We start from the raw sequence: 24903 nt of genomic DNA, 5'->3' as shown, positions 1-24903 counted from the left end.
ACTCAGTTCAGGGTGAAGCTGACGCCCGCGCCGACACCCCAGTGCCCGCCCGCCGTCGTGCCGGAGAGGTTCGCCCGGGCTCGGCCGTCCTCGCTCGTGTAACCGGCGCCGAACGCCACGGCGCCTTCGCCGCGCCAATAGCCGCCGCCGGCCGCGACGCTCAGCTTGCCGGGGCGGTCGTCGTAGCGCAGCGAAGCAGCCGCCAGGCCGATCGCGGCGGCCTGCCGCGCCTCGCCGCGCGCCTCGCCCATGTCCATGTTGAGCTGGCTGAGCTTGGAGTCGGTATAGGCATTGGCCTGCTGCAGCGTGGTGGCCGCCACCTGATTGGTGTAGGTCTTGGAGTTGTCGAACGTTGTCGCCAGCCCGTTGTTGAGCTGCAGCACGTTGACTGCATCGGTGTCAGCGGTGCCGGCGCCGACATTGTGGATGACAACGGGCGCATTCACGTCACCGCCGACGAGCGTCAGCGAGTTCGACTTGGTGCCGTCCGGGTTCTTGTCATATTGAACGGCGAACTCATTCAGGTTGCCGACGCTCCCCTGCACCGCTTCGACGGCCTGGTTGGTCGCGTAGAGCTGGCTGCCATTGATGGCATCGGTGGAAGTGTCGCTGATCCTGCCCGCGGCCACATTGGTGACGGTGCGTTCGTTGCCGACGCTGCCGACGCTCACCGTGCTCGTCGGATTGGTTCCGGCGAAGGTGTAGGCGACGCCGTTGATCGTCGTGCCGGTGGTGGCGACGGCAGCCGCCGTCGTCGAGCCGGCGCCGAGAGCGACGCTGCCCGGCTCGTTGGCCGTGGCGCCGGCGCCGAGCGCCATTGACTGGGTGCCGTTGGCGGTCGAGTTCGTGCCTAGCGCGATGCTGTCTGCCGCATTGACAGTCGAGGTCTGGCCGATCGCGATGCCGCCGGGGGCCGTCTGCTGGACGATGGCGCCGTTGCCCATGCCGATGCCGTTGTCGCCATTGACGGTCGTGCGTGGACCGATCGCTACCGAATCGGTGCCGACCGCCAGCGAGTCCGACGCGGTCGAGTTGGCGTGGAAGTACATGCTTCCGGTCACCGCGAAGGAGCTCAGCGCGCCCTTCAGCTGGCGAAGCGTGACGGCGTCCTGGTCCTCGGTGCCGTCGGCCACATTGATGATCTGGCGATAAGCGGTGGAGGTGCCCACCGAGACGGCGCCGAGCAGGGTCATGTCCGCGGTGTTGTAGGGAATGAGGCCGGTGCCGGAAAGGATCGACCCCGACACGGGCGCGACCGCACGGTCGGAAACCGAGCCGGAGCCGAGCGCCACACCGTCGGTTATGGTGACCGCGGTGCCGCGGCCGAGAGCCAGGGAATTGGCGGCGGACGCCGTCGCCTGGTAGCCGAGCGCCGAGGAGCCGATCCCTTGCGCGAAGGCATCGGTGACCGGAAGCGTCGTGTCGTTGGTGCGCACGTAGCGGATGCCCTCGCCATTGGCGTCCGTGTAGGTGGACGAGGTGTCACCGGCAAAATTGTTGATCGTGTTGCCGAGCGTGGTGATGTCGGCGGTGTTGGCGGCGATGTCGGTGGTGTTCTGCGTCACCTGCTGGTTGGTGGCGAAGAGCTGCGAGCCGTTGACGGCATCGGTCGAGGAGTCGCTCAACTGCCCGGCGGCGACGTTCTGGATCTGGCGCTCCGCGCCCACCGAGCCGACCGAGAATGCGCCGGCCGGCGTTCCGCCGGCGAAGGTGTAGTTGACGCCGCCGATCGTCGTGCCGCCGACATTGGTCGTGGCGCCCGATACCGAATTCAAGCCGATAGCCACGTCGCCGGCGTTGTTCGCGATGGCATTCGGGCCAATCGCGACGGAGTCCGTCCCCAGCGCCTGAGAATCCGCCAACGTCGAATTGGCATGGAAATACTTGATGCCGGCGCCGGTGTTGATGTTGGTGATCGTGTTGCCGAGATTGGTGATGTCGGCGGTGTTGGCCGCGATGTCGGTCGTGTTCTGCGTCACCTGCTGGTTGGTCGCGAACAACTGCGAGCCGTTGACCGCGTCGGTCGAGGAACCGCTCAATTGCCCGGCCGCGACGTTCTGGATCTGGCGCTCCGCGCCCACCGAACCGACCGAGAACGCGCCGGCCGGGGTTCCGCCGGCGAAGGTATAGTTCACACCGCCGATCGTCGTGCCGCCGACATTGGTCGTGGTTCCGGATACGGAATTCAGGCCGATCGCGACGTCGCCGGCATTGTTGGCCACCGCATTGGGACCGACCGCGACGGAATCCGTCCCCAGAGCCTGGGAGTCGGGCAGCGTCGAGTTGGCGTGGAAATACTTGATGCCGGCGCCGGTGTTGATGCTGGTGATGGTGTTGCCGAGATTGGTGATGTCGGCGGTGTTGGCGGCGATATCGGTGGTGTTCTGCGTCACCTGCTGGTTGGTCGCGAACAGCTGCGAGCCATTGATGGCGTCGGTCGAGGCGTTGCTGAGCCGGCCCGCCGCGAGATTGGTGAGGGTCCGCTCCGCGCCCGGAGCGCCGATGCTGACGGTCGATGTCGGAGCCGTTCCGGCGAAGCTGTAGGCCGTCCCGCCGATCGTCGTGCCGCTCGTGCCGACCGCCGCGACGGTCACCGAGCCGGAGCCCAGGGCGACATCGCCGGACTTCGCCGCCGCGGTCGCGCCGTCGCCGAGCGCAACATTGCCGGCGAGGCCGGCGGCGCCCGCGGTAGAGCCGTTGCCCAGCGCCACGGAGCCCTGCCCGATCGCCTTGTTGTTGTTGCCGATCGCCACCGCGCCGGCAGCCTGGTTGGCGGCGGTGGCGCTGGCCGTTCCGTCGCTGTTGGCGATGTTGTTGGCACCGCCGGTGAAGGCGCCGGTGCCGCTGGCATAGCTCGGATCGCCGATGGAGACCGCGCCGTTGCCGTATGCGGTATTGCCGGAGCCGATCGAGACAGCCTTGCCGCCGGTCGCGACCGCATTGGTGCCCATGGCGACCGCCTCGGCGGAATCGGCCTTGGCATTGTTGCCGACGGCGATGGCGCTCTGCGCCGATGCATTGGAACCGATGCCGAGCGCGGTGCTGGCGATACCACTGGCGTTGGCGTTGACGCCGGCAGCAAGGGAGTTGTCTCCTGCCGCCTTCGCCCCAGACCCGAATGAGGAGGCATTTGTGCCGCTGGCAGCGGCGGTGTTGCCCACTGCCGTGCTGGCGGTGCCACTAGCAACTGAGGTAGTACCCATCGCGACGGCGAAAGCGCCGGAAGAGAGTGAATTGGTGCCGATCGCGATGCTGTTGGGCAGCGCCGTGTTGGCCTGAACGCCCGCCTGCGCTCCCAAGCCGAGTGCGATGGACTGGTTGCCCCAGGCGCTGGCCGTGTTACCCATCGCCGTGGCGCTCGTTCCCGTCGCCTTGGTCAGTATGCCTATGGCAACGGTGTTTTGCTGAGATGCCGTCACATCCGTGCCAAGGGCGATGGCGCCCTGCGCAGTAGCGCCCGCTCCCGCAAGAGTGCGCCCGCCGATATTGATGGAATTGATCTGTGAAGCGACCGATTGGAAGCCGATCGCGATGGCATTCTGGTTGCTTGCGGCGGCGGAAGTACCTTGAGCAAAGGCATCTATTCCCGACGCGACCGATGAATTGCCGATCGCAGTACTGCGCAGCCCGGTGGCTTGGGTCCCCCAGCCGCCAGCGAAGGACGTGTTGCCGCTAGCCAAGGAACTGACGCCGATGGCGGTGGCGTTGCCACCCGAAGCTACCGAGAAGGTGCCCAGCGCGCTGGCGCCTGCCCCGGTGGCACTGGAGCTGACGCCGATCGCTACCGTGTTGATGTTGTTAGAGATTGTGCCGGAGCCCAGCGCCACCGCGCCACCGGGGCCCGTGGCCGACGCGGTTCGGCCGATAGCGACAGAGTATTGCGCCGTCGATTGGGCCTGGAAGCCGAGCGCTATGGCCCAGTTAAGGCTGGCTGTTGAGCCATTCCCGATCGCTATGGCCTCGGGAGCGGTCGCGGACCCGCCGCCGGCGGCATATTGCGCCAGTGCCGGCGTGGCGATACCGCCCAATGCAATCATACCCAGCGCCGCCGCCAGCATCCTACCGACGCCGAGCATGCCGAGCCCATGTCCCTTGCGTCGCATGCCGAGCACCCTATGCGCGTTGCGCAGCGCCGCCATCAGGCGGCGCCGGAGCGAGCGGCTGTCGCCGGCGCCGGAGACCCAGTTGCTGGCAAATCGGGCCGACCCGCGCTGAGCGATACGTTCCTGCCTGAAGTTCATTGCGAGAATGCCTCCTTTGGTGGGTCGCGCTCGATCACGGCAGGTTCCGCCGACCCTGCCGCCAAAGCGTGTCTGCTCGAAAATGGGATGACGATATCGGCGCCGCGCGCCAGCAGCGCGTGGCCCTGTTTTTCCCCGATCGCCTCGACGCGATCGAGCGTGTTTTCAAGCCAGGCGTCACCCGCCTCGGGCACAGCCTGAAGCGCCGCCGCAACCCGCTCCGTTGGGATCAGCCGCTCGAGATAGGACCGCACCGCCGCCAGATGGACGGCAGGCGCGTCATGCGCGTGAACGACAGCCGTGAGGCCATAGAGATAATGGGCCAGCAGCATGTCCTGCTTGGCCAGGGGCAGGCCATTTCCATAGCGCTTCTCAAGCGTCCGCGATGCCGACTCCAGCCAATAACCGATCTCCTCGGAAAGGCTCCGGCGAATCGCCGTGTCGTCGCTCATGTCCCCTCGGCCAGCTTAGAATCCGAATACCGGATTTGCTGCAGAAAGACACGTTTTCAGGGCTTCGTATTCCAATAAATTGCTGTTTATCTGAAAATATACGGCAGGTATTCTGGAGGTTAACAGTAAATTACTTTAGCCGAATCTTTATAAGAGCTCCGCTTAATTTCCATGCTGCTAAATTAGTTACCCTATCCGGACCGCGACCGAACATGCCTTGCCCGCACCTGCTGTGGGGTGGCGTCGCGATATTTCTTCATCGTGGTGGTGAGGTGGCTCTGGCTCGAGAAGCCGCTCAGATAGGCGATGTCCGTGATCGAGATGCGCCTGTCGGCCAGCAGCTTCTCGGCAAAGTCAAGGCGAAGGGTAAGAACATATTGATGCGGCGTCATGCCGAACGTCTTGGAGAAAGCACGGGCGAAGTGGTAGGGGGACAGCCCGCACACGGCCGCCATCTCGGCGAGCGAAAGCTTGCGCGAAAAGTTCTCGCTCAAGAATTGCTGCATGAGGCGAGTGTGGCCGAACGACAGCCCGCCTTTCGCGTTTAGCAGTGGCCGCCTTTCAGCAGGAATTTCCGAATACCAAGCTGGCAGATCGTCATCGCGCCGCAACTCGGACTCCTGATGCTCAGCCCTCCGCAGCCTTTGCCCAACCTTAGAGGGCGCTTTCGGTTCCCTTGCCACAATAATTCGTGATCGCACGTGCTGTCGGCGCTATCGAGTTTGCCCCCCGGCAACAGCACGTCAAAGGCCATGATTTGGCGCGTCTGGTATTTCATGAAATTGCGGTTCCGCCGGGAAAAATTCCCTGGCGGAAAGTTTCAGCTGCCACTGATGCGGCTCACCCGTCGACGGGTAAGATTTGATCGTCGGGAGGTAACGCGGACAGCCTTCCGGGGTGGCGCATTTCCGTGACGGATTCGCCCGACGGCAAGCGGGTCCTCGCCTGACATCAAAGGTTGCGGGGCGTGATTCGCGTCGCGCTCCGCTCGGTGCCGGCTCTTCGCTTCAGCGGCCTCGCGCAAGGCTTCCCAAAATCCCGCGTACGATGGCGCGGCCGACGGAGGAGCCGACCGAGCGCACCACCGACTTGATGGCGGCTTCGGCCACGGTCTGGCGGCTGGAGGACCGCCGGTTGCCTGTTCCCAAAACATCGTCGAAACCGGGAATGGTCCAGCGCGAGCCGCCGCTGTTCCGCTGCTTTGCCGCCTCGGCGTCCTGCGCCTCCTTGGTCTTCTTCTGCAGGATTTCGAAAGCCGATTCGCGATCGACGGTCTCGTCGTACTGGCCGGCGACCGGGCTCGCGGCGATGATCTTGCGGCGCTCGTCGGGCGTGATCGGTCCAAGCCGGGATGACGGCGGCCGGATCAGCGTGCGCTGGACCATGGCCGGCACGCCCTTGTCCTCCAGCATCGAGACCAGCGCCTCGCCGGTGGCGAGCTGGGTGATGGCGGTGGCGCAATCGAAATCGGGGTTGGGCCGGAAGGTCTCGGCGGCCGTGCGCACCGCCTGTTGCTCGCGCGGCGTATAGGCGCGCAACGCATGCTGGACGCGGTTGCCGAGCTGGGCCAGCACTTTTTCGGGAATATCCAGCGGGTTCTGGGTGACGAAATAGACGCCGACGCCCTTGGAGCGGATCAGCCGCACCACCTGCTCGACACGGTCGATCAGCACCTTCGGCGCGTCCTCGAACAAAAGATGCGCCTCGTCGAAGAAGAACACCAGCTTCGGCCGGTCGAGATCGCCGACCTCGGGCAGTTCCTCGAACAGTTCCGACATCAGCCACAGCAGGAAGGTGGCGTAGAGTCTTGGGTTCATCATCAGCTTGTCGGCGGCCAGAACGCTGATCGCGCCGCGGCCGTCGCGCGTCGTGCGCATGATGTCGGCTATGCGCAGCGCCGGCTCGCCGAAGAAGTTCGCGGCACCTTGGCTCTCCAGCACCAGCAGCGTGCGCTGGATGGCGCCGACGGAGGGTTTGGTGACATTGCCGTATCGGGCGCTGAGCTGGTCGGCGCGGTCGGCCATGTTGGCGAGCAGCGCCTGCAGGTCCTTGAGATCGAGCAGCAGCAGGCCCTCCTCGTCGGCGATGCGGAAGGCGATGTTCATGACGCCTTCCTGCGCCACCGTGAGGTTCATCAGCCGCGACAAAAGCAGCGGCCCCATCTCGGAAATGGTGGCGCGGATCGGGTGGCCCTGCTCGCCGAACAGATCCCAGAAGATGACCGGGAATTCCTGGAACTGGTAGGGATCGAGCTTCACCTGCTCGGCGCGCTTGACCAGGAAATCCTTGGCCTCGCCCATCATGGATATGCCGGAAAGGTCGCCCTTGATGTCGGCGCAGAAGACAGGCACGCCGGCATTGGAAAAGCCCTCGGCCAGGATCTGCAGGCTGACCGTCTTGCCGGTGCCCGTGGCCCCGGTGACAAGGCCGTGGCGGTTGCCGTAGCGCAGCAGCAGCTCCTCCGCGCGCTGATAGGAATCGTCGGGCTTGCGGCTGGCGCCGATGAAGATGCTGGTCTCGTCAACCATATCCTGTCTCCGCAATCTGTTCCGCTCAAAGGCCGCATTCGGAGGTATAGTAACGCTCGTCACATGCGGCAATGCCCAGCATCGATTTTGGGGCGCAGCGAATTCGGCCTTTGGCGCTTGCGGATTCCGCGCATGTTTGGCAATCGATTGGCCGGATGACGCATTGTGATATCCGGTTCCTGACCTTAGATTGGCTGAACCCGGCTGATGCGGCCGAGAAGCGAGGAGAACGATGGGCGCCGGCGCCTTGACCAGGGATGTCGACCTTCCGAACCCGGACGCCAAGCGTTGGCAGGCGCTGGCGGAAAAGGCGCTTGCCGGCGGTTCCTTCGAGGAAAAGCTCGTCTCCCGCACCGATGACGGCATCCGCATCGAGCCGCTCAGACAACGCTCGACGACCGCCGAGCCGTTGCCGCGCACAAATCCGACCGCGCCCTGGATCGTCAGCCAGCGCGTCGACGACCCGGATATTGCCCGGGCCAGCGCGCAAGCCCTGGAAGACATCGCCCAAGGCGCCAGCGGTCTGTCGCTGGTCTTCGAGGGCGCGCCGAATGCCTTCGGCTACGGCCTGCCGCGCACCGCGGAAGCGTTGGAACGGGTGCTCGACGGCGTGCCGCTCAACCGCGTGCAGGTGCGCATCGACGCGCATCCCTGGAGCCGCGCCGTGGCCGACTGGCTTCTCGCCTTCTTGAGCAAACGCCGTTCCGATCCGGCCAAGCTCAACCTTTCCTTCGGCATCGATCCGGCGGCGATCTTCGCCGGCACCGGACGGCTGCGCACCTCGATCGAGGCGCTGCAGGAATCGATGCCGCAGTCGCTGGCGCATTTCTTCTCGATGGGCGTGCCGGGCGTGCTGCTCGAGGCCGACGGCCGTGTCTTCCACAATGCCGGCGCCACCGAGGCGCAGGAGCTCGGCACGATGATGGCTTCCGTGGTGTCCTATCTCAGGATGTTCGAGAAGGCGCGCCAGCCACTGGTCTATGCGGCGCCCTATATCGGCTTCGCGCTCAGCGTCGACCAGGACCAGTTCCTGTCGATGGCCAAGGTGCGGGCGTTGCGCACGCTCTGGGCGCGCATCCAGGAAGCCTGCTCGATCCCGGCCGCGACCGCCAGCATCCATGCCGAGACCTCCTATCGCATGATGACGATGGCCAACCCGGAGACCAATATTTTGCGCACGGCGATCGCGGCCTTCGCGGCGGCAACCGGCGGCGCCGATTCGATCTCGATCCTGCCGCACACGATCGCGCATGGGCTGCCGGCCGGCTTTGCCCGCCGCGTTGCCCGCAACGCCCAACTGATCATGGCCGAGGAGAGCCATATCGACCACGTCGTCGACCCGGCCAGCGGCTCGGGCGCGGTCGAAGCGCTGACCGACGATCTCTGCGCCGCGGCCTGGGAAGAATTCCAGCGCATCGAGGCCGAGGGCGGCGTGCTTGCCAGCCTGCAGCAGGGCTATATCCAAAATCGCGTTCAGACGGCCGCGGCCAAGCGCAACGGCGCCTACCGGTCGGGCGAACGCGGCATTGTCGGCACGACGCTTTACCGCGTCGGCACGGAGCGCCCGGTCGAGACGCTGCCGCAAGAGCGGCGTCCGGCGCTGACGGAGGGCGTCGCGACCTGCGAGCCGCTGTTTCCGGTGCGCATCGATCAGTCGATCGGAGCCGGGTCATGATCCCGGATTTCAGCCAGATCGGCTGGTCGGCGCCGCGTCGCGCGCCGGTCGAGCTCAAAGGCCAGCGGATGACGCCGGAAGGCATCGCCGTGAAGCATCTTTACGGCCAAGGCGACCTCAAGGGGCTCGCCAATCTAGACACGTATCCGGGCATGCCGCCCTTCGTGCGCGGCCCCTACCCCACCATGTATGTCCAGCAGCCCTGGACGATCCGGCAGTATGCCGGGTTCTCGACGGCGGAGGAATCCAACGCCTTCTACCGGCGCAATCTCGCCGCGGGCCAAAAAGGCCTGTCGGTGGCCTTCGATCTCGCCACGCATCGTGGTTATGACAGCGACCATCCGCGCGTCGCCGGCGATGTCGGCATGGCGGGTGTGGCGATCGATTCCATCCTCGACATGCGCCAGCTCTTCGACGGCATTCCGCTCAACGAAATGACGGTGTCGATGACCATGAACGGCGCCGTGCTGCCGATCATGGCGCTGTACATCGTGGCGGCGGAGGAACAAGGCGTCGCGCAGAAGGATCTCGCCGGAACCATTCAGAACGACATTCTGAAGGAGTTCATGGTCCGCAACACCTACATCTATCCGCCGAAACCTTCGATGCGGATCGTGTCGGACATTTTTGCCTACACCTCCAGGCATATGCCGAAATTCAACTCGATCTCGATCTCCGGCTATCACATGCAGGAAGCCGGCGCGACCGCCGACCTCGAGCTTGCCTATACGATCGCCGACGGCATCGAGTATGCGCGCGCCGGCGTTGCGGGCGGTCTCGACATCGACCGTTTCGCGCCGCGCCTCTCCTTCTTCTGGGCGATCGGCATGAACTTCTTCATGGAGGTCGCCAAGCTCAGGGCCGCGCGGCTGCTGTGGTCGAGCCTGATGAAGAAGAATTTTGCGCCGAAGGACGAGCGTTCGCTGTCGTTGCGCACCCATTGCCAGACCTCGGGCTGGTCGCTGACGGCGCAGGATCCTTACAACAACATCACCCGCACCATGATCGAGGCGATGGCGGCGACGCAGGGGCATACCCAATCACTGCACACCAATTCCTTCGACGAGGCGATGGCGCTGCCGACCGATCATTCGGCGCGGATCGCCCGCAACACGCAGCTCATCCTGCAGAAGGAATCCGGCACCACGCGCATGATCGATCCATGGGGCGGCTCGGCCTATGTCGAGCGGCTGACGCATGATCTGGCGGCGCGCGCGCTGGCCCATATCGAGGAGGTCGAAAGTCTCGGCGGCATGGCGGCGGCGATCGAGCAAGGCATTCCCAAGCTGCGCATCGAGGAAGCCGCGGCCCGCACCCAGGCGCGCATCGATTCCGGCGAGCAAATTCTGGTCGGCGTCAACGCACACCGGCCCCAGACCGACATCGAAGTCGATGTGCTGAAGATCGACAATGCCGAGGTGAAAGCCAGGCAATTGGCGAAGCTGCAGCGGCTCAAAGGCACACGCGACGTCGCGGTGCTGGAGGATGCGCTCGCAGCGCTGACCCGTGCCGCCGAGAGCGGCGAGAACCTGCTGGAATTCGCGGTCCGCGCCGCGCGCGCCAACGCCACCGTGGGTGAGATCTCGCTGGCGCTGGAAAAAGTATTCGGCCGCCACACGGCGGCGGTGCAGACGATCTCCGGCGTCTATCGCGAGGCGCTCGGCGACAACCCGGCGCTCGAGCGGCTGCAGGAGAAGATCGAGGCGTTCGAGAAGAAATCCGGCGGCAAGCCCCGCATCCTCGTCGCCAAGATGGGCCAGGACGGCCACGACCGCGGCCAAAAGGTGATCGCCAGCGCCTTCGCCGATCTGGGCTTCGACGTCACCGTCGGGCCGATGTTCCAGACGCCGGATGAGATCGCCAAGCTGGCGGCGCGGCACGATGTCGACATCATCGGCGCGTCGTCGCTCGCGGCCGGGCACCTGACGCTGATCCCCGAGCTCAAGGAAGCGCTGAGGAAGCTCGGCCATGCCGACATGCTGATCGTCGCCGGCGGCGTCATCCCGCCGCAGGATTATGACGCGGTGCTGGCGGCAGGCGCGGCGGAGATCTTCCCGCCGGGAACCGTCATCCCGGAGGCGGCAAACCGGCTGATGGATCGATTGTTGGCTGAGGGTTAACCTCGTTATAATTCCAGTTGCAACATAAGTCACTTGACGTTATAATTATCGTTGCAACAGGATAATTCCGTCATGAACACCACCATTCGCAAGATCGGCAATTCCGAAGGCGTGATTCTGCCGAAGGAGCTTCTTGACCGCCTGAACATGAAGGCGGGTGACCAGCTTCAGATCGTTGAAACGGACAAGGGCATTGCCCTTGAGCCGGTGGACGACAGCTTCGAGCGGCAAATGGAAGCCGCCCGCAAGGTCATGGACAAATACAAAGTCGCGCTTCAGAAGCTTGCGGAATGAGCTGGCAGTTTCTGTCGGGTCGCGCAGTCGAAGCGATGCATGCCGAGCAATTGCGTCGGCATGGCGGTGCACAGGGTTTGAGGGACGAGAACGCCCTTGAATCCGCGCTAGCCCGCGCCGAGAACAAGGCCAACTATGGTGACCCGTCTATCGAGGATCTGGCTGCAGCCTACATCTTCGGCATCGCGAGGAACCATGCGTTCGTTGATGGTAACAAGCGCACGGCCATGGTTGCAGCCGGCGCGTTCCTGATCATCAACGGTTACGACCTGATGGCGGACAATGGCACGATCTACGAATTCGTCATGGGTGTCGCCGCAGGTGAGATCGATGAGGCTGGGGCGGCCGCCTTCTTCCGCGACCATGTCGTGAAACTCGAAGACTAGTTCTCTGCCTTGTCCGAGAGCTTGACGATCTCCCATTCCTTACCGTTGACCTTGACGACCTCGCCGACCTTCTTGCCGAACAGGGCCACGGCCATCGGCGAGACATGGGAAATGCTACCCTTTGACGGGTCGGCTTCGTCTTCGCCGACGATGCGCCAATGCACCTTCCTGCCGTCGTCGCCTTCCAGCGTGACGCCCATGCCGAAGCGCACCACGTTGCTGCCGGGCTCCGGCACCGAAAGCTCGGCGTTCTCGCGCCGCGCGGTCCAATAGCGCAGGTCGCGGGAAACCACTGCGATGCGCTCGCGGTCGCCCTTCCTCTCCGCCTTGCCCAGTATGTCGCGCAGCTCGGCGAGGTTGTCCTCGATCATCGCAAGGCCGCGCTCCGTCACCAGATTGCGGTGCGTGCTGACCGGCCGTTCGCCGACGCCGGCAATGGCATTCTCGCTGTCTTCTTCGCGCGTGAAAGCTCTGCTCATACAATGAACTTAGGCTTGGCGAGGCGACTGCACAAGCGGTTTGCCGATAAGGTCACCCTGGCACGATTCCTGCGACAGACAGGGCGAAACGCCAGGACCTGTGCCGATGTTGAACAGACGAACGCTGCTTGCCCGGACTGCCGGCTTCGCCGTCGCCGGCGTCTTCGCCGGCAAGGCATTGGCGAAATCGCTGCCCGGCATCGAAATGGCCGCTATGCGCGGCTCGATCAACGCCACGGAGATCGGCGTGCAGCCCGGCGCGGTCGACGACCAGAGCAAGGTCTTCGCCAAGATGCTGGCCGAGGCCAGCGACCGCGACCAGCCGGTGTTCCTGCCGCCCGGCACCTATCTCGTCTCGAACCTCAAGCTGCCTGCCCGCGTGCGCCTGTCGGGCGTGCCCGGTGCGACGCGCATCGTCTATGGCGGCAACGGCCATCTGATGATGGCCGAACAGGCCGAGCATATCGAGTTCAGCGGGCTGGTGCTGGACGGCGCCAACCGCTGGCTGGCCGACTACACGCAGGGCCTGCTCGATTTGCGCCGCGTCGGCCATCTCGTCATCGACAATTGCCAGCTGACCGGCAGCGGCAAGAACGGGTTGGCGCTCGAGCATGCCGTCGGCCGCATCGGCCGCTGCGATATTTCTGGCGCCGCGGATGCCGGCATCTATTCGGTCGAGGCCGGGGGTCTGGAGATTTCGGGCAATAGCGTTTCGGACTGCGCCAATGGCGGTATCCTGGTGCATCGCTGGCAGGCGGCGGAGGACGGCACCATCGTCAGCGGCAACCGCGTCCAGCGGATTGGCGCGCGCAGCGGCGGCACCGGTCAGAACGGCAACGGCATCAATGCTTTCCGCGCCGGCAATGTAATCATCTCGGGCAACGTCGTCTCCGATTGCGCCTTCACCGCGGTCCGCGCCAACAGTTCCAGCAATCTGCAGATCACCGGTAACACCTGCTCGCGCTCGGGCGAGACCGGAATCTATTCGGAATTCTCCTTCGAAGGCGCGATCCTCAGCAACAATCTGGTCGACGGCGCCGCCAACGGCATCTCGATCGTCAATTTCAACGAAGGCGGGCGGATGGCAGTCTGCTCGAACAACATCGTGCGCAACCTCTCCACCACCGGTCCATACACCGCCGACCCGCCCGGCTTCGGTGTCGGCATCAGCGCCGAGGCCGATACGACTGTTTCCGGCAATGTCGTCGAGAACGCGCCGCTCTACGGCGTGCAGCTCGGCTGGGGCCCCTATCTGCGCAATGTCGTGGCAAGCGGAAACATCATCCGCCAGGCCGGCACCGGCATCGTCGTTTCCGTCGTCGAAGGTTCCGGCAGCGCTGTCATCTCGGACAATGTCATCGACGGCGCGAAAAACGGCGCCATCATCGGCCAGCGTTGGGCCGATCCGGTGACCGGCGACCTGTCCCAGTCAACCGATACCGGCTATGCGCATCTCACCGTCGAGCGCAACACGGTGAGCTAGGCCACGGCCACGATAATGTGGGCCTGGATCTTGGCGGCAATTTCGCCGCTGCCATGCCTGTCGGCGATCACGGATTCGGCGTGGTCGGTCGCGGATGCCAGTCTTCCGGCTTCCCTGGCCTCGATCTCGTTGCGAAGCAGGGTTCCCTGGCAATAGGCGACGGCGGGAACGCGCGCCGAGGATGCGCGGCTCTGCTCGGCCCTTGTGTCGATCGCCACATCGGAGAAGCCGGCGGCCTCCAGATCGCTGCGGATCAGCGCCTTGTCGTGGTAACCATGCGGCGTGCGCGCCAGGAAACGCGGCGGATCGTGCGGAAAAATCCGGGCGAGAGCATTCGTCACGTCGTCCGCGAATACATTCTCCTCGATGCGATCCCACACGGTGAAGAGGAAATGCCCGCCCGGCTTCAGAACCCGCTTCGCCTCACGATAGGCGGCGGCGCGGTCGGGAAAGAACATCGCGCCAAACTGACAACAGATGAGGTCGAAAGCAGCGTCGTCGAAAGGCAGCTTCAGGGCATCCGCCTGGCGCCATGTGATGCGGCTGTCGGGCCCCTGGCGCGAAGCGGCGTAGTCGAGCATCGGCTGGTTGAGGTCTGTTACGGTGTAGCTGGCGCCCGGAGAAAGCTGTGGCGCCAGCGCGCGGGTGACGGCCCCGGTTCCCGCGGCCGTCTCCAAAACGGCCAAGGGCGAGAAGGACACGGCCCGTCGTGCGGTCTCGGCGGCATAGGCCTCGAAAATCAGCGGCACCATATGGCGATCGTAGTTTTCCGGGATCGAGCCGGCAAACACCTTGTCCGCTTCCAGCATGCTCATTACCCAGCGCCCGTTCAATAGTGGATGAGACTAGCAAAAAAACACGAACTTGGTGCTGTTCCCTTTTGTCGTAGACCAGCGTTTTCCCGGCTCGTCAGCGACCTAAATCCGGGTAACCCACAAATTTAGATACACATTGTGTATGCAAATTGCTATATCGGTGAAGGTAAGGATCCATTGCCATGGCCACCAAAGACCACAACACCCACGCCAAGCCCGTCAATCTGCGCATCCGCGAGGATGTTCGTATCTTGATCGACCGTGCCGCGAAGATACGCGGGAAGACCCGCTCCGACTTCATGATCGACGCCGCTTATCGCGCCGCAGAAGACACGCTGCTCGACCAGACGCTCGTCAAGGTCGATGCCGAGAGCTATCAGCATTATCTCGATATCCTCGACCAGCCACCGAGCGGCGAGGGATTTGCCCGCCTGATGCATGCGCCCAAGCCCTGGCGGGACTGATGCTTTCGGCACCGGTCCTTCTTGCCGATAGTCACGAACTCGACTTCTTTCAAAGCGGAACCGACAGCCTGGATCAATGGCTCCGACGGCGGGCGCGTGCCAATCAAGTCAGCGGTGCGTCCAGAACCTATGTGATTGCAGAAGGCACGCGCGTCGTCGGTTACTATTGCCTTTCATCAGGCGGATTTGACCTTGTGGATGCGCCCGGTTCGATCCGGCGCAATATGCCCGATCCCGTGCCTATGGCTGTGCTCGGCCGTTTGGCTGTCGACGCAAGTTGGCAGGGAAAAGGCCTGGGTGTCGCTCTGCTGCAGGACGCGGTGCTGCGGACGGGCCAAGCGGCAGCTATTCTCGGCATTCGCGGTCTCCTGGTTCATGCCATATCGGATGAAGCCAAGACGTTTTATGAGCGCTATGGCTTCCAGGCTTCCCCAAAAAATCCGATGACTTTGGTGCTGTCGCTGAAGACAGCTAGTTGAGCGCCGCCGTCGGCCGCAGTAAGCCGACCTTGGCGCCGACGCGGCTTTCGACCGGAGGATCGGCAAGCTCGGTGAGCCTTGCCGCAGCCGCTTCATCGCCGCGCAGCAGCTTCGCCAGCACCGCGGCGATCATCGCCTCCGCCGCCCTGCCCGCGCCGTCATCGCATTTCAAGGCGATACCGAGGCCAAGTTCGGGCAGTGCCGCGCAATAAACGCCTTCGGCGCCAGTCTTGACGAAGATGCGGCCCGGTGCTGCCTGCATCAGCGCGACATCGGCCTTGCCGGTGCCGGCGACGAGGAACGGCTCGGCCATGCAAGCCGAGATCAGCCGCTTCGCCGCCTTGGCGCGTTCGGGCGAAAAGCCCCTGCCCGTCGCCATGCGGGCAAAGCCCAGCGCAAAACTCTTCAACGGTACGGCGTAGGTCGGGATCGAGCAGCCGTCGGTGCCGCAATGGTCGACGTCATGCGCCGCGCCCGTCACGGATTGCATGGCGTCGCGCACCATCTCCTGCAGCGCATGGCCGGCCTTGACGTAGCCGCCATGCGCAATGCCGGAATGGACGCAGGTGCAGAGGAAGCCGGAATGCTTGCCGGAGCAATTGTTGTGCAAAGCGTTGGGCACGCCGCCGGCGCGGGCGAGCGCGATGGTGGCGTCGTGGCTCGAGGGCCAATGCGCGCCGCATTCCAGCGCCGTCCTGTCGAGCCCGGCCCTGGCGAGCATCGCCGTTGCCAACTCGACATGGGCCGGCTCGCCCGAATGCGAGGCGCAGGCCAGCGCCAGTTCGCGGTCGCCGAAGCCATAGGCGTCGGCAGTGCCCGATTCGACCAGCGGCAATGCCTGGATCGCCTTTACCGCGGAGCGCGGGAACACCGGACGGTCCGTGTCGCCGATCTCCCAGACGGCCTTTCCGTCGGCGTCGAAGATCGAAACCGCGCCGCGGTGCCTGCTTTCGACCACCGCGCCGCGCGTGACTTCGACCAGAACCGGATTTGTCATGTTGCCTCCCGCACGCGCACCCAAGGGGTGCGCCGCTTCAATGCGGGCCGCTTCTAGCGAATCCTGTCGAGAATGGAAACGTAGTTGGCGACCGCCGCGCCGCCCATGTTGAAGATGCCGCCGAGCTTGGCGCCCGGCACCTGGATGCCCCCGGCCTCGCCCATCAGTTGCATGGCGGTCAGCACATGCATCGACACACCGGTGGCGCCGATCGGATGGCCCTTGGCTTTCAGGCCGCCGGAGGGATTGACCGGAAGGCGGCCGTCCTTCGCCGTCGAGCCGTCCAGCGCCAGTCTGGCGCCCTCGCCTGGCTTTGCCAGGCCCATCGCCTCGTATTCGATCAATTCGGCGATGGTGAAGCAGTCATGCGTCTCGACGAAGGAGAGGTCGTCGAGCGTGACGCCGGCCTTTTTCAGTGCCTGCTCCCAGGCACGCTCGCAGCCCTCGAAGGAGAGAATGTCGCGCTTGGACATCGGCAGGAAGTCCTGGACATGCTCGTTGGCGCGGAAGGTCACGGCGCGGCGCATCTTCAGCGCCGTCGCGGTGTCGGTGAGCACAAGTGCGGCCGCGCCGTCCGAAACCAGCGAGCAATCGGTACGCTTCAGCGGACCGGCGACGAAGGGGTTCTTCTCGCTTTCCTGGCGGCAGAACTCATAGCCGAAATCCTTGCGCATCTGGGCGTAAGGGTTTTCGACGCCGTTTTTGTGGTTCTTGGCGGCGATCATGGCCAGCGCATCCGACTGATCGCCGTAGCGCTGGAAATAGGCCTGCGCGATCTTGCCGAAGACGCCGGCGAAGCCGGCAGGCGTCTCGCCGTCTTCAGGCAGATAGGATGCCTTGAGCAGGTTCTTGCCTATTTCGGGACCGGGCGTGGTCGTCATCTGCTCGGCGCCGACCACCAGCACGATGCGGGCGGCGTTGGCGTCGATGGTGCGGATGCCTTGCCGGACGGCGGCCGAGCCTGTGGCGCAGGCGTTCTCGACGCGCGTCGCCGGCTTGAAGCGCAGCCGGTCATCGGCCTGCAGCACGAGGCTTGCGGTAAAATCCTGCGGCGAGAAGCCGGCGTTGAAGTGGCCAAGGACGATCTCGTCGACATCGTCCGGACCGATGCCGGCATGGTCGAGGGCCTCGACGGCAACCTTGGTGATCAGGCCCTCCAGCGTCTCGCCTTCGAGCTTGCCGAAGCGCGAATGCGCCCAGCCGACGATGCATGCGGTCATGGCAACCTCCATTTGCGCCGCAACCTAGCACGATCGCGCGCGGCACGTGATTCAATATTGTTCAACAATGAACCGTTTTCCAGCCCCATGCCATGGTCCAGAACGACACGATCGGTTGATCCCAGCGCCAGTTTTTTATTGATTGATGCGTCAATAAAAAATAATCTCGGCTCGAACCGGATCCCCAAAATGCCGAAAATCGGAATGGAGCCCGTGCGCCGCAAGGCGCTGATCGACGCGACGATCTCGGCGATCGGCGAGCGCGGATCGCTGGACGTGACCATGTCGGAGATCGCCGGCCGCGCCGGCGTGTCGTCGGCGCTGGCGCATCACTATTTCGGCGCCAAGGACGAGCTGCTGTTCGCGACGATGCGGCACATCCTTGCCGAGCTCAACGCGGACACAAGGCGCGCGTTCGGCCTTGCGGTGACGCCGCGCCAGCGCGTCTTGGCCGTCGTCGCCGTCAGCTTTTCCGACGACCAGTTCCAGCCTCAGATCATAGCCGCCTGGCTCGCCTTTTATGTCGAGGCGCAGAAGTCCTCCGACCTGCGGCGGCTACTGCGCATCTATGCGCGGCGGCTGCATTCGAACCTGATGAGCGGGCTGACCGGCATCCTGCCTCGGGCCGAGGCCGACCGCGTGGCGGAAGCGACCGCGGCGCTGATCGACGGGCTCTACATCCGCCGCGCGCTGAAGGACGGTGTGCCGGATGCGCAGACCGCGATCGCGCTCGTGGAAGACTACCTCGAAACCAAGCTCAACGGACGGAGCCTGCCTTGACCACCCGGCGACCCAATTTCCTGATCGTCATGGTCGATCAGCTCAACGGCACTCTCTTCCCGGACGGCCCCGCGGATTTCCTGCATGCGCCGCATCTGAAGGCGCTGGCCGCGCGCTCGGCGCGCTTCGCCAACAATTACACCGCCTCGCCGCTCTGCGCCCCGGGCCGCGCCTCGTTCATGAGCGGGCAACTGCCGTCGCGCACCCAGGTCTATGACAACGCCGCCGAGTTCGCCTCCTCGATCCCGACCTACGCGCATCATTTGCGCAGCGCCGGCTATCACACGGTGCTCTCCGGCAAGATGCATTTCGTCGGACCGGACCAGTTGCACGGGTTCGAGGAGCGGCTCACCACCGACATCTACCCGGCCGATTTCGGCTGGACACCGGACTACCGCAAGCCCGGCGAGCGCATCGACTGGTGGTACCACAATCTGGGTTCGGTGACTGGCGCCGGCGTCGCCGAGATCACCAACCAGATGGAATATGACGATGAGGTCGCGTTCCACGCGACGCAAAAACTCTATGAGTTTGCCCGTGTTTCCGACGACGCCGGACGTCGCCCCTGGTGCCTGACCATTTCCTTCACGCATCCGCACGACCCCTATGTCGCGCGGCGCGAATACTGGGACCTTTACAAAGACTGTCCGGCGCTGGAGCCGGAGGTGGATTTCATCCCCTATGACAGCCAGGACCCGCATTCCAAGCGGCTCTACAAGGCATCGGATTACGACAGCTTCGACATCACGCCGGAGCAGGTGCGCCGCTCGCGGCGCGGCTATTTCGCCAACATCTCCTATCTCGACGACAAGGTCGGCGACTTGCTGTCGGTGCTGGAGCGCACCCGTATGGCCGACGACACAATCGTGATGTTCTGCTCAGACCATGGCGACATGCTGGGCGAGCGCGGCTTGTGGTTCAAGATGTGCTTCTATGAAGGCGCGGCGCGGGTGCCCTTGATGATGGCCGGCAAGGGCATCAAGGCCGGGCTGATCGAGGCGCCTGTCTCCAATCTCGACGTGACGCCGACGCTCTGCGATCTCGCCGGGATCGATATGAGCGGGATCGCGCCTTGGACGGACGGCCAGTCGCTGCTGCCGCTTGCCGGCGGCGAGCAGCGCTCGGCGCCGGTGCTGATGGAATATGCGGCCGAAGGCTCCTCCGCACCCATGGTGGCGATCCGCGAGGGCAAATACAAATTCGTCCATTGCGAGCTCGATCCGCCGCAACTCTTCGACCTCGATGCCGATCCGCGCGAGCTCGACAATCTCGCGACCAATCCGGCCTACGCCGATCTGGTCTCGACCTTCATGGAAAAGGTCCGTGGCCGCTGGGATATGGCAAGCTTCGACGCCGCCGTGCGCGAAAGCCAGGCGCGCCGCTGGGTCGTCTACCCGGCGCTGCGCAACGGCGCTTACTACCCGTGGGAGTTCCAGCCGCTGCAGAAGGCATCGGAACGCTACATGCGCAATCACATGAACCTCGACAATCTCGAAGAGAGCAAACGGTATCCGAGAGGCGAATGATGGCAGACGTTCTCATCCCTACCCTCGATCATCTGAAGCAGGCTTACGCCGTCACCTCGACGGCCACGCAGGTGACGCCGCTTTTGGAGTCGGCGGCTTTGGCCAAGGAGACCGGCGCCGCGCGCGTCTTCGTCAAACCGGAGTCGCTGCAATGGGCCGGCTCCTTCAAGGTGCGCGGCGCCTATTGGCGGCTGAACCGGCTTTCACCGGATGAAGCGAAGAAGGGCGTGGTGGCGTATTCCTCCGGCAATTTCGCGCAGGGGCTGGCGGCCGCCGGCCAGGCGCTGGGCATTCCGGTCACCATCGTCATGCCGATCGACGCGCCGGCCGCCAAGCGTGACGCGACGGCCGGCTATGGCGCGCGCGTGGTGCTGACCGATCATGGCGACCGCGCCCGCGAGGAGGTCGCGGCCGCCAAGGCGCGCGAGATCGCCGAGACCGAGCACCTTACCTTGCTGCATCCCTTCGACGATCCGGAGATCGTCGCGGGTCAGGCCGGCGCCGGGCTGGAAGCGCTCGACCAGTTGACAGCGAAGAAGACGCAAGCAGACCTGGTGTTCTGCTCGGTCGGCGGCGGCGGCCTGATCGGCGGCGTTTCGCTCGCCTTCCACTATGTGTCGCCCGGTACCGAGATCATCGCGGTCGAGCCGGAAGGTTTCAATGGCATGGGCTCGTCGCTCGCGCATGGCGCCATCGAGACGATGCCGATCGGGCCGAAATCGATCTGCGACGGGCTGATGGCGCGCAAGCCCGGCGACGCGCCCTTCGCGGCGGTGAGCGCCGCCGGGGTGCGCGGCGTCACTGTCGACGATGCCTCGGTGCGGCGTGCGATGAAGATCGCCTTCGAGCGGATGAAGCTGGTGCTGGAGCCGTCGGGCGCGGCATCGCTGGCGGCGCTGCTCGGCGGCAAGGTGGACGTGAAGGGCAAAACTGTCCTCGTGGTTGCAACCGGCGGCAATGTCTCGCTCGCCGACTTTATGGCGCATATGAACAATGCTTGAAGCGGATTTCGTCATCATCGGCTCCGGCTCCGCCGGCTCGGCCATAGCCTACCGGCTGTCGGAAGACGGCAAGCACTCGGTGATCGTCATCGAGTTCGGCGGCACCGACATGGGGCCGCTAATCCAGATGCCGTCGGCGCTGTCGATCCCGCTCAATATGAGCCTGTACGACTGGGGTTTCGCCAGCGAGCCCGAGCCGCATCTCGGCGGGCGCGTGCTCGCCACGCCGCGCGGCAAGGTGCTCGGCGGTTCCTCCTCGATCAACGGCATGGTCTATGTGCGTGGACATGCGCATGACTTCGACCACTGGGCCGAACAGGGTGCTGCCGGCTGGGCCTTCGCCGACGTGCTCCCCTATTTCAAGCGCATGGAGGATTCCGACGGCGGCGAGGATGGCTGGCGGGGCAAAAGCGGACCGCTGCATGTGCAGCGCGGCACGCAGAAAAATCCGCTCTACGGCGCCTTCGTCGAGGCCGGCCGCCAAGCCGGTTTCGAGCTCACCGACGACTATAACGGCTCGAAGCAGGAAGGCTTCGGACCGATGGAGCAGACCATTCTTGGCGGCCGCCGCTGGTCGGCGGCGAACGCCTATCTGAAGCCGGCTCTCAAACGCAGGAATGTCAGTCTGATCAAAGGCTTCGCCCGACGCGTGGTGATCGAGAATCAACGCGCGATCGGCGTCGAGATCGAAGCTAACAAACAGATTCAGGTCGTTAAGGCGCGGCGTGAGGTGATCGTCGCGGCATCGTCGGTCAATTCGCCGAAGATCCTGATGCTGTCCGGCATCGGCCCGGGCGCGCATCTCAAGGAAAACGGCATCCAGGTGATTGCCGACCGGCCGGGCGTCGGCGCAAATCTGCAGGATCATCTGGAACTCTACATCCAGCAGGAATCGACCAAGCCGATCACGCTGAACTCGGTGCTCAATCCTTTCTCCAAGGCATTGATCGGCGCGCAGTGGCTATTCTTCAAGACCGGGCTTGGCGCCACCAACCATTTCGAGGCGGCGGCCTTCGTGCGCTCGCAAGCCGGTGTGGACTACCCGGACATCCAATACCACTTCATCCCGGCGGCGGTGCGCTATGACGGCAAGTCGGCGGCGAAGTCGCATGGCTTCCAGGCGCATGTCGGGCCGATGCGCTCGAAGTCGCGCGGGTCGGTGAGCCTGCGCTCGCCCGATCCGAAGACAAAGCCGGTGATCCGCTTCAACTACATGTCGCATCCGGACGACTGGAGCGAATTCCGCCACTGCATCCGGCTGACGCGCGAGATTTTTGGCCAGAAAGCCTTCGACGGCTTTCGCGGCAAGGAGATTTCGCCGGGCAGCCATGTGCAATCGGACGACGAGCTCGACGCCTTCATCCGCGACCATGCCGAGAGCGCCTATCATCCCTGCGGCACCTGCAGGATGGGCCGCGCCGACGATCTGACCGCCGTCGTCGATCCGGAATGCCGGGTGATCGGCGTCGAGGGGCTGCGCGTCGCCGACTCCTCGATTTTTCCGCGGGTGACAAACGGCAATCTCAACGCGCCATCGATCATGACCGGCGAAAAGGCCTCCGACCACATCCTCGGCCGCACGCCGCTGGCGCCATCCAACCAGGAACCGTGGATCAATCCGCGCTGGCAGGTGGCGGACCGATAGGGCATTGTCGGGCAGACCGCCCGCTCGGCGAACAGACTTGGAGAAAGCCATGCGCGCCCAACCCACGGCATCGCATTACGTCAACGGCCGCTACATCGAGGACGAAGGCGGCGCGCCATTGCCCGTGATCTATCCGGCAACGGGCGAGACCATCGCCACGCTGCATTCGGCGACGCCTAACGTGCTGGAACTCGCCATCGAGGCCGCACGCGCCGCGCAGCCGGCCTGGGCGCGGCTGAAGCCGGTCGAGCGCGGCCGCATCCTGCGCCGCGCCGCCGACATCCTGCGGGCGCGCAATGCCGATCTGGCCCGCATCGAGACGCTCGACACCGGCAAGGCGATCCAGGAGACGCTTGTGGCCGACGCGCCGTCGGCGGCCGACTGCCTGGAATATTTCGCCGGCGCGGTCGCCGCCTTCAACGGCGAGATGATCGATCTCGGCGGACCCTTCGCCTACACGCGACGCGAGCCGCTCGGTGTCTGCGTCGGCATCGGCGCCTGGAATTATCCGATCCAGATCGCCGGCTGGAAATCGGCGCCGGCCTTGGCCATGGGCAATGCCATGGTGTTCAAGCCGTCGGAAAACACCCCGCTTTCGGCGCTGGCGCTGGCCGAAATCTACTCGGAGGCTGGACTGCCGGACGGGCTGTTCAATGTCGTGCAGGGTTACGGCGATGTCGGCGCCGGCCTCGTCGATCATGATGTCGTGGCAAAGGTCTCGGTGACCGGCTCGGTGCCGACCGGCCGCAAGGTGCTGTCGCTTGCCGGCTCGAAGATGAAGCACGCGACGATGGAGCTCGGCGGCAAGTCGCCGCTGATCGTCTTCGACGACGCCGATCTCGAGAACGCCATCGGCGGCGCCATGCTCGGCAATTTTTACTCGACCGGGCAGATCTGCTCCAACGGCACACGCGTCTTCGTGCAGAGGGGCCTGCATGACCGCTTCGTCGAACGCCTGGTCGAGCGGACGAAAAAGATCCGCATCGGCGATCCGCTCGATCCCGAAACGCAGATGGGGCCGCTGGTCAACAGGGCGCAGCAGGACAAGGTCGTCTCCTATATCGAAGCCGGCAAGCAGGAAGGGGCCAGCCTCGCCTGCGGCGGCAACGTGCCGTCACTGCAGGGTTTCGACGGCGGCTTCTTCATCGAGCCAACGGTGTTTTCAGGCGTCACCGACACCATGCGCATCGCGCGCGAGGAGATTTTCGGGCCGGTGATGAGCGTGCTCAAATTCGACAGCGAGGACGAGGTGATCGAGCGCGCCAACGACACCGAATTCGGGCTGGCCGCCGGCGTGTTCACGCGCGACCTGCCGCGCGCGCATCGGGTGATCGCCGAGTTGCAGGCCGGCACCTGCTGGATCAACGCCTATAATCTGACGCCCGTGGAAATGCCGTTCGGCGGCGTCAAGCAGTCCGGCATAGGGCGGGAGAATTCGCTGGCCGCGCTGGCGCATTACTCGCAATTGAAGTCCGTCTATGTCGAGACGGGGGATGTAGTGGCCCCCTACTGAGCCTCTGCTGAAGGGCGCGATTTGCCGAGAAGGCAGTTCTCCTTGCTGCCGGCTTGCCGTAGGTTTTCTGACGGGGGCAATCGAGGAAGCAAAAATGGCGGGCGAAGCCAAGGACAACAAGGCGGCCACGCTGCCGCTGCTGCTTAGCTTCAATGGAGGCTATGTCGATACCGCGGGCTTCCTGGCGCTGCAGGGACTGTTCACGGCGCATGTCACCGGCAATTTCGTCACGCTCGGCGCTTCGCTGGCGCTTGGCACGTCAGGCGCCTTTGCAAAACTTCTGGCTTTGCCGGTCTTCTGCTTCATGGTTATCCTTAGCCGACTTCTATCCTATCCGTTACAAAGCCGGAAGCTGCCGGTCTTCCGGTCATTGTTGGCAATCAAACTGTTGCTGCTGACGGGAGGTGCGATCCTGGCAATCCGCCTTGGCCCGTTCCCCGATGGAAACAGCTGGGCCGCCATCGTCACCGGCATGGTGCTGGTTTCGGCCATGGCGGTGCAGAATGCCGCGCATCGCGTCCATCTTCCCAGTGCGCCGCCGTCGACGCTGATGACGGGCACCACGACCCAGATCATGCTCGACCTCGCCGATCTCATCCACGGCGCACTGCCCGAGAGCGAGGCCGCGTCCCGATCGCGCCTGGCGCGAATGTCGGTCGCCGTGTTCGTCTTCGCGCTGGGATGTGGGACAGCCGCTTTGCTCTATTCACAAGCCGGAATGTGGTGTTTTGCGCTGCCGCCGGTCGTTGCGATCGTGCCCCTTGTCATGCAGGAAAGCGCACCCGCCACCATGCCGTGACGTCAA

21 protein-coding genes are annotated in these 24903 nt (G+C 64.5%); 13 read left to right on the top strand and 8 right to left on the bottom strand.

Annotated elements, in window-relative coordinates; all coding sequences use genetic code 11:
- Positions 1-2: 2 nt before the first annotated feature.
- The 4 genes from FJ414_RS08725 to FJ414_RS08710 all read right to left on the bottom strand — a co-directional run bounded on the left by FJ414_RS08725 (position 3) and on the right by FJ414_RS08710 (position 7221).
- Entirely contained in the window at positions 3-4241 is a 4239-nt protein-coding gene (locus FJ414_RS08725; protein ID WP_140643477.1) for a YadA-like family protein, read from the bottom strand.
- Positions 4238-4693, bottom strand: coding sequence for a hypothetical protein (locus FJ414_RS08720; RefSeq protein WP_140643474.1), 456 nt, complete (start codon positions 4691-4693; stop codon positions 4238-4240). Before FJ414_RS08720 ends, FJ414_RS08725 begins: the two co-directional genes overlap by 4 nt.
- Before the next feature lie 191 nt (positions 4694-4884).
- Entirely contained in the window at positions 4885-5304 is a 420-nt protein-coding gene (locus FJ414_RS08715) for an AraC family transcriptional regulator (RefSeq protein WP_246672344.1), read from the bottom strand.
- 396 nt (positions 5305-5700) lie between these two features.
- On the bottom strand, positions 5701-7221 hold the full coding sequence (locus tag FJ414_RS08710) for a helicase HerA-like C-terminal domain-containing protein (RefSeq protein ID WP_140643472.1): 1521 nt from the start codon (positions 7219-7221) through the stop codon (positions 5701-5703).
- Between the two features lie 232 nt (positions 7222-7453).
- Here FJ414_RS08710 and FJ414_RS08705 point away from each other — a divergent pair, with 232 nt between their 5' ends.
- From FJ414_RS08705 to FJ414_RS08690, 4 genes are all read left to right on the top strand, one after another.
- Positions 7454-8896, top strand: a complete 1443-nt coding sequence (locus FJ414_RS08705; protein WP_140643470.1) for a methylmalonyl-CoA mutase subunit beta — start codon at positions 7454-7456, stop codon at positions 8894-8896.
- On the top strand, positions 8893-11016 hold the full coding sequence (gene scpA / locus FJ414_RS08700) for a methylmalonyl-CoA mutase (RefSeq protein WP_140643468.1): 2124 nt from the start codon (positions 8893-8895) through the stop codon (positions 11014-11016). Before FJ414_RS08705 ends, scpA begins: the two co-directional genes overlap by 4 nt.
- A 72-nt stretch (positions 11017-11088) precedes the next feature.
- Positions 11089-11310: an AbrB/MazE/SpoVT family DNA-binding domain-containing protein gene (locus FJ414_RS08695; protein ID WP_140643466.1), complete on the top strand. Its 222-nt coding sequence runs from the start codon at positions 11089-11091 to the stop codon at positions 11308-11310.
- Positions 11307-11696 (top strand): type II toxin-antitoxin system death-on-curing family toxin, encoded by a 390-nt coding sequence (locus tag FJ414_RS08690; protein ID WP_140643464.1) that lies wholly within the window; start codon positions 11307-11309, stop codon positions 11694-11696. The genes FJ414_RS08695 and FJ414_RS08690 overlap by 4 nt, the downstream gene beginning before the upstream one ends.
- Here FJ414_RS08690 and greA read toward each other — a convergent pair.
- On the bottom strand, positions 11693-12175 hold the full coding sequence (gene greA, locus FJ414_RS08685; RefSeq protein ID WP_140643462.1) for a transcription elongation factor GreA: 483 nt from the start codon (positions 12173-12175) through the stop codon (positions 11693-11695). The genes FJ414_RS08690 and greA overlap by 4 nt on opposite strands.
- Positions 12176-12281: 106 nt before the next feature.
- Between greA and FJ414_RS08680 the strand changes: the two genes are divergently transcribed.
- On the top strand, positions 12282-13658 hold the full coding sequence (locus FJ414_RS08680; protein WP_140643460.1) for a TIGR03808 family TAT-translocated repetitive protein: 1377 nt from the start codon (positions 12282-12284) through the stop codon (positions 13656-13658).
- Here the strand turns inward: FJ414_RS08680 and FJ414_RS08675 are convergent.
- Positions 13655-14467, bottom strand: a complete 813-nt coding sequence (locus FJ414_RS08675; RefSeq protein ID WP_140643657.1) for a methyltransferase domain-containing protein — start codon at positions 14465-14467, stop codon at positions 13655-13657. The two genes, FJ414_RS08680 and FJ414_RS08675, sit on opposite strands and share 4 nt — an antisense overlap.
- A 188-nt stretch (positions 14468-14655) precedes the next feature.
- Here FJ414_RS08675 and FJ414_RS08670 point away from each other — a divergent pair, with 188 nt between their 5' ends.
- Positions 14656-14937, top strand: a complete 282-nt coding sequence (locus FJ414_RS08670) for a DUF1778 domain-containing protein (protein ID WP_140643458.1) — start codon at positions 14656-14658, stop codon at positions 14935-14937.
- Positions 14937-15416 (top strand): GNAT family N-acetyltransferase, encoded by a 480-nt coding sequence (locus FJ414_RS08665; RefSeq protein WP_140643456.1) that lies wholly within the window; start codon positions 14937-14939, stop codon positions 15414-15416. Before FJ414_RS08670 ends, FJ414_RS08665 begins: the two co-directional genes overlap by 1 nt.
- On the opposite strand, the gene FJ414_RS08660 is transcribed toward FJ414_RS08665, so the two are convergent.
- Complete coding sequence (locus tag FJ414_RS08660; RefSeq protein WP_140643454.1) at positions 15409-16413, bottom strand: asparaginase; 1005 nt, start codon at positions 16411-16413, stop codon at positions 15409-15411. The genes FJ414_RS08665 and FJ414_RS08660 overlap by 8 nt on opposite strands.
- A 53-nt stretch (positions 16414-16466) precedes the next feature.
- A complete protein-coding gene (locus FJ414_RS08655; protein WP_140643452.1) occupies positions 16467-17633 on the bottom strand; it encodes an acetyl-CoA acetyltransferase in 1167 nt (388 codons plus the stop codon).
- Between the two features lie 189 nt (positions 17634-17822).
- Between FJ414_RS08655 and betI the strand changes: the two genes are divergently transcribed.
- The 6 genes from betI to FJ414_RS08625 all read left to right on the top strand — a co-directional run bounded on the left by betI (position 17823) and on the right by FJ414_RS08625 (position 24897).
- A complete protein-coding gene (betI, locus tag FJ414_RS08650) occupies positions 17823-18413 on the top strand; it encodes a transcriptional regulator BetI (protein ID WP_140643450.1) in 591 nt (196 codons plus the stop codon).
- A complete protein-coding gene (gene betC / locus FJ414_RS08645; protein ID WP_140643448.1) occupies positions 18410-19939 on the top strand; it encodes a choline-sulfatase in 1530 nt (509 codons plus the stop codon). Before betI ends, betC begins: the two co-directional genes overlap by 4 nt.
- Positions 19936-20940: a threonine/serine dehydratase gene (locus FJ414_RS08640; RefSeq protein ID WP_181181569.1), complete on the top strand. Its 1005-nt coding sequence runs from the start codon at positions 19936-19938 to the stop codon at positions 20938-20940. The genes betC and FJ414_RS08640 overlap by 4 nt, the downstream gene beginning before the upstream one ends.
- The gene (gene betA / locus FJ414_RS08635) at positions 20933-22585 is read left to right on the top strand and encodes a choline dehydrogenase (protein WP_140643444.1); all 1653 of its coding nucleotides are present in this window, start codon (positions 20933-20935) and stop codon (positions 22583-22585) included. The genes FJ414_RS08640 and betA overlap by 8 nt, the downstream gene beginning before the upstream one ends.
- Positions 22586-22634: 49 nt before the next feature.
- The gene (gene betB / locus FJ414_RS08630) at positions 22635-24098 is read left to right on the top strand and encodes a betaine-aldehyde dehydrogenase (RefSeq protein ID WP_140643442.1); all 1464 of its coding nucleotides are present in this window, start codon (positions 22635-22637) and stop codon (positions 24096-24098) included.
- 94 nt (positions 24099-24192) lie between these two features.
- A complete protein-coding gene (locus FJ414_RS08625) occupies positions 24193-24897 on the top strand; it encodes a YoaK family protein (RefSeq protein ID WP_140643440.1) in 705 nt (234 codons plus the stop codon).
- Positions 24898-24903: the final 6 nt, after the last annotated feature.

Origin of the sequence: Mesorhizobium sp. B3-1-6 (assembly GCF_006439555.1) — a bacterium.
In the GTDB taxonomy this organism is placed as follows: domain Bacteria; phylum Pseudomonadota; class Alphaproteobacteria; order Rhizobiales; family Rhizobiaceae; genus Mesorhizobium.
Note: the sequence above shows the minus strand (reverse complement) of the source record. Positions and strands in the feature narration are given on the sequence as shown.

Bases quoted from the DNA above. Each gene is read 5' to 3' on its own strand.
- FJ414_RS08725 (WP_140643477.1), bottom strand. From the start codon at position 4,241: ATGAACTTCAGGCAGGAACGTATCGCTCAGCGCGGGTCGGCCCGATTT.
- scpA (WP_140643468.1), top strand. From the start codon at position 8,893: ATGATCCCGGATTTCAGCCAGATCGGCTGGTCGGCGCCGCGTCGCGCG.
- betI (WP_140643450.1), top strand. From the start codon at position 17,823: ATGCCGAAAATCGGAATGGAGCCCGTGCGCCGCAAGGCGCTGATCGAC.
- betA (WP_140643444.1), top strand. From the start codon at position 20,933: ATGCTTGAAGCGGATTTCGTCATCATCGGCTCCGGCTCCGCCGGCTCG.
- FJ414_RS08665 (WP_140643456.1), top strand. From the start codon at position 14,937: ATGCTTTCGGCACCGGTCCTTCTTGCCGATAGTCACGAACTCGACTTC.
- FJ414_RS08695 (WP_140643466.1), top strand. From the start codon at position 11,089: ATGAACACCACCATTCGCAAGATCGGCAATTCCGAAGGCGTGATTCTG.
- FJ414_RS08640 (WP_181181569.1), top strand. From the start codon at position 19,936: ATGATGGCAGACGTTCTCATCCCTACCCTCGATCATCTGAAGCAGGCT.
- FJ414_RS08660 (WP_140643454.1), bottom strand. From the start codon at position 16,413: ATGACAAATCCGGTTCTGGTCGAAGTCACGCGCGGCGCGGTGGTCGAA.
- FJ414_RS08710 (WP_140643472.1), bottom strand. From the start codon at position 7,221: ATGGTTGACGAGACCAGCATCTTCATCGGCGCCAGCCGCAAGCCCGAC.
- FJ414_RS08705 (WP_140643470.1), top strand. From the start codon at position 7,454: ATGGGCGCCGGCGCCTTGACCAGGGATGTCGACCTTCCGAACCCGGAC.
- FJ414_RS08655 (WP_140643452.1), bottom strand. From the start codon at position 17,633: ATGACCGCATGCATCGTCGGCTGGGCGCATTCGCGCTTCGGCAAGCTC.
- FJ414_RS08625 (WP_140643440.1), top strand. From the start codon at position 24,193: ATGGCGGGCGAAGCCAAGGACAACAAGGCGGCCACGCTGCCGCTGCTG.
- FJ414_RS08720 (WP_140643474.1), bottom strand. From the start codon at position 4,693: ATGAGCGACGACACGGCGATTCGCCGGAGCCTTTCCGAGGAGATCGGT.
- FJ414_RS08670 (WP_140643458.1), top strand. From the start codon at position 14,656: ATGGCCACCAAAGACCACAACACCCACGCCAAGCCCGTCAATCTGCGC.
- FJ414_RS08690 (WP_140643464.1), top strand. From the start codon at position 11,307: ATGAGCTGGCAGTTTCTGTCGGGTCGCGCAGTCGAAGCGATGCATGCC.
- FJ414_RS08680 (WP_140643460.1), top strand. From the start codon at position 12,282: ATGTTGAACAGACGAACGCTGCTTGCCCGGACTGCCGGCTTCGCCGTC.
- greA (WP_140643462.1), bottom strand. From the start codon at position 12,175: ATGAGCAGAGCTTTCACGCGCGAAGAAGACAGCGAGAATGCCATTGCC.
- betB (WP_140643442.1), top strand. From the start codon at position 22,635: ATGCGCGCCCAACCCACGGCATCGCATTACGTCAACGGCCGCTACATC.
- FJ414_RS08675 (WP_140643657.1), bottom strand. From the start codon at position 14,467: ATGCTGGAAGCGGACAAGGTGTTTGCCGGCTCGATCCCGGAAAACTAC.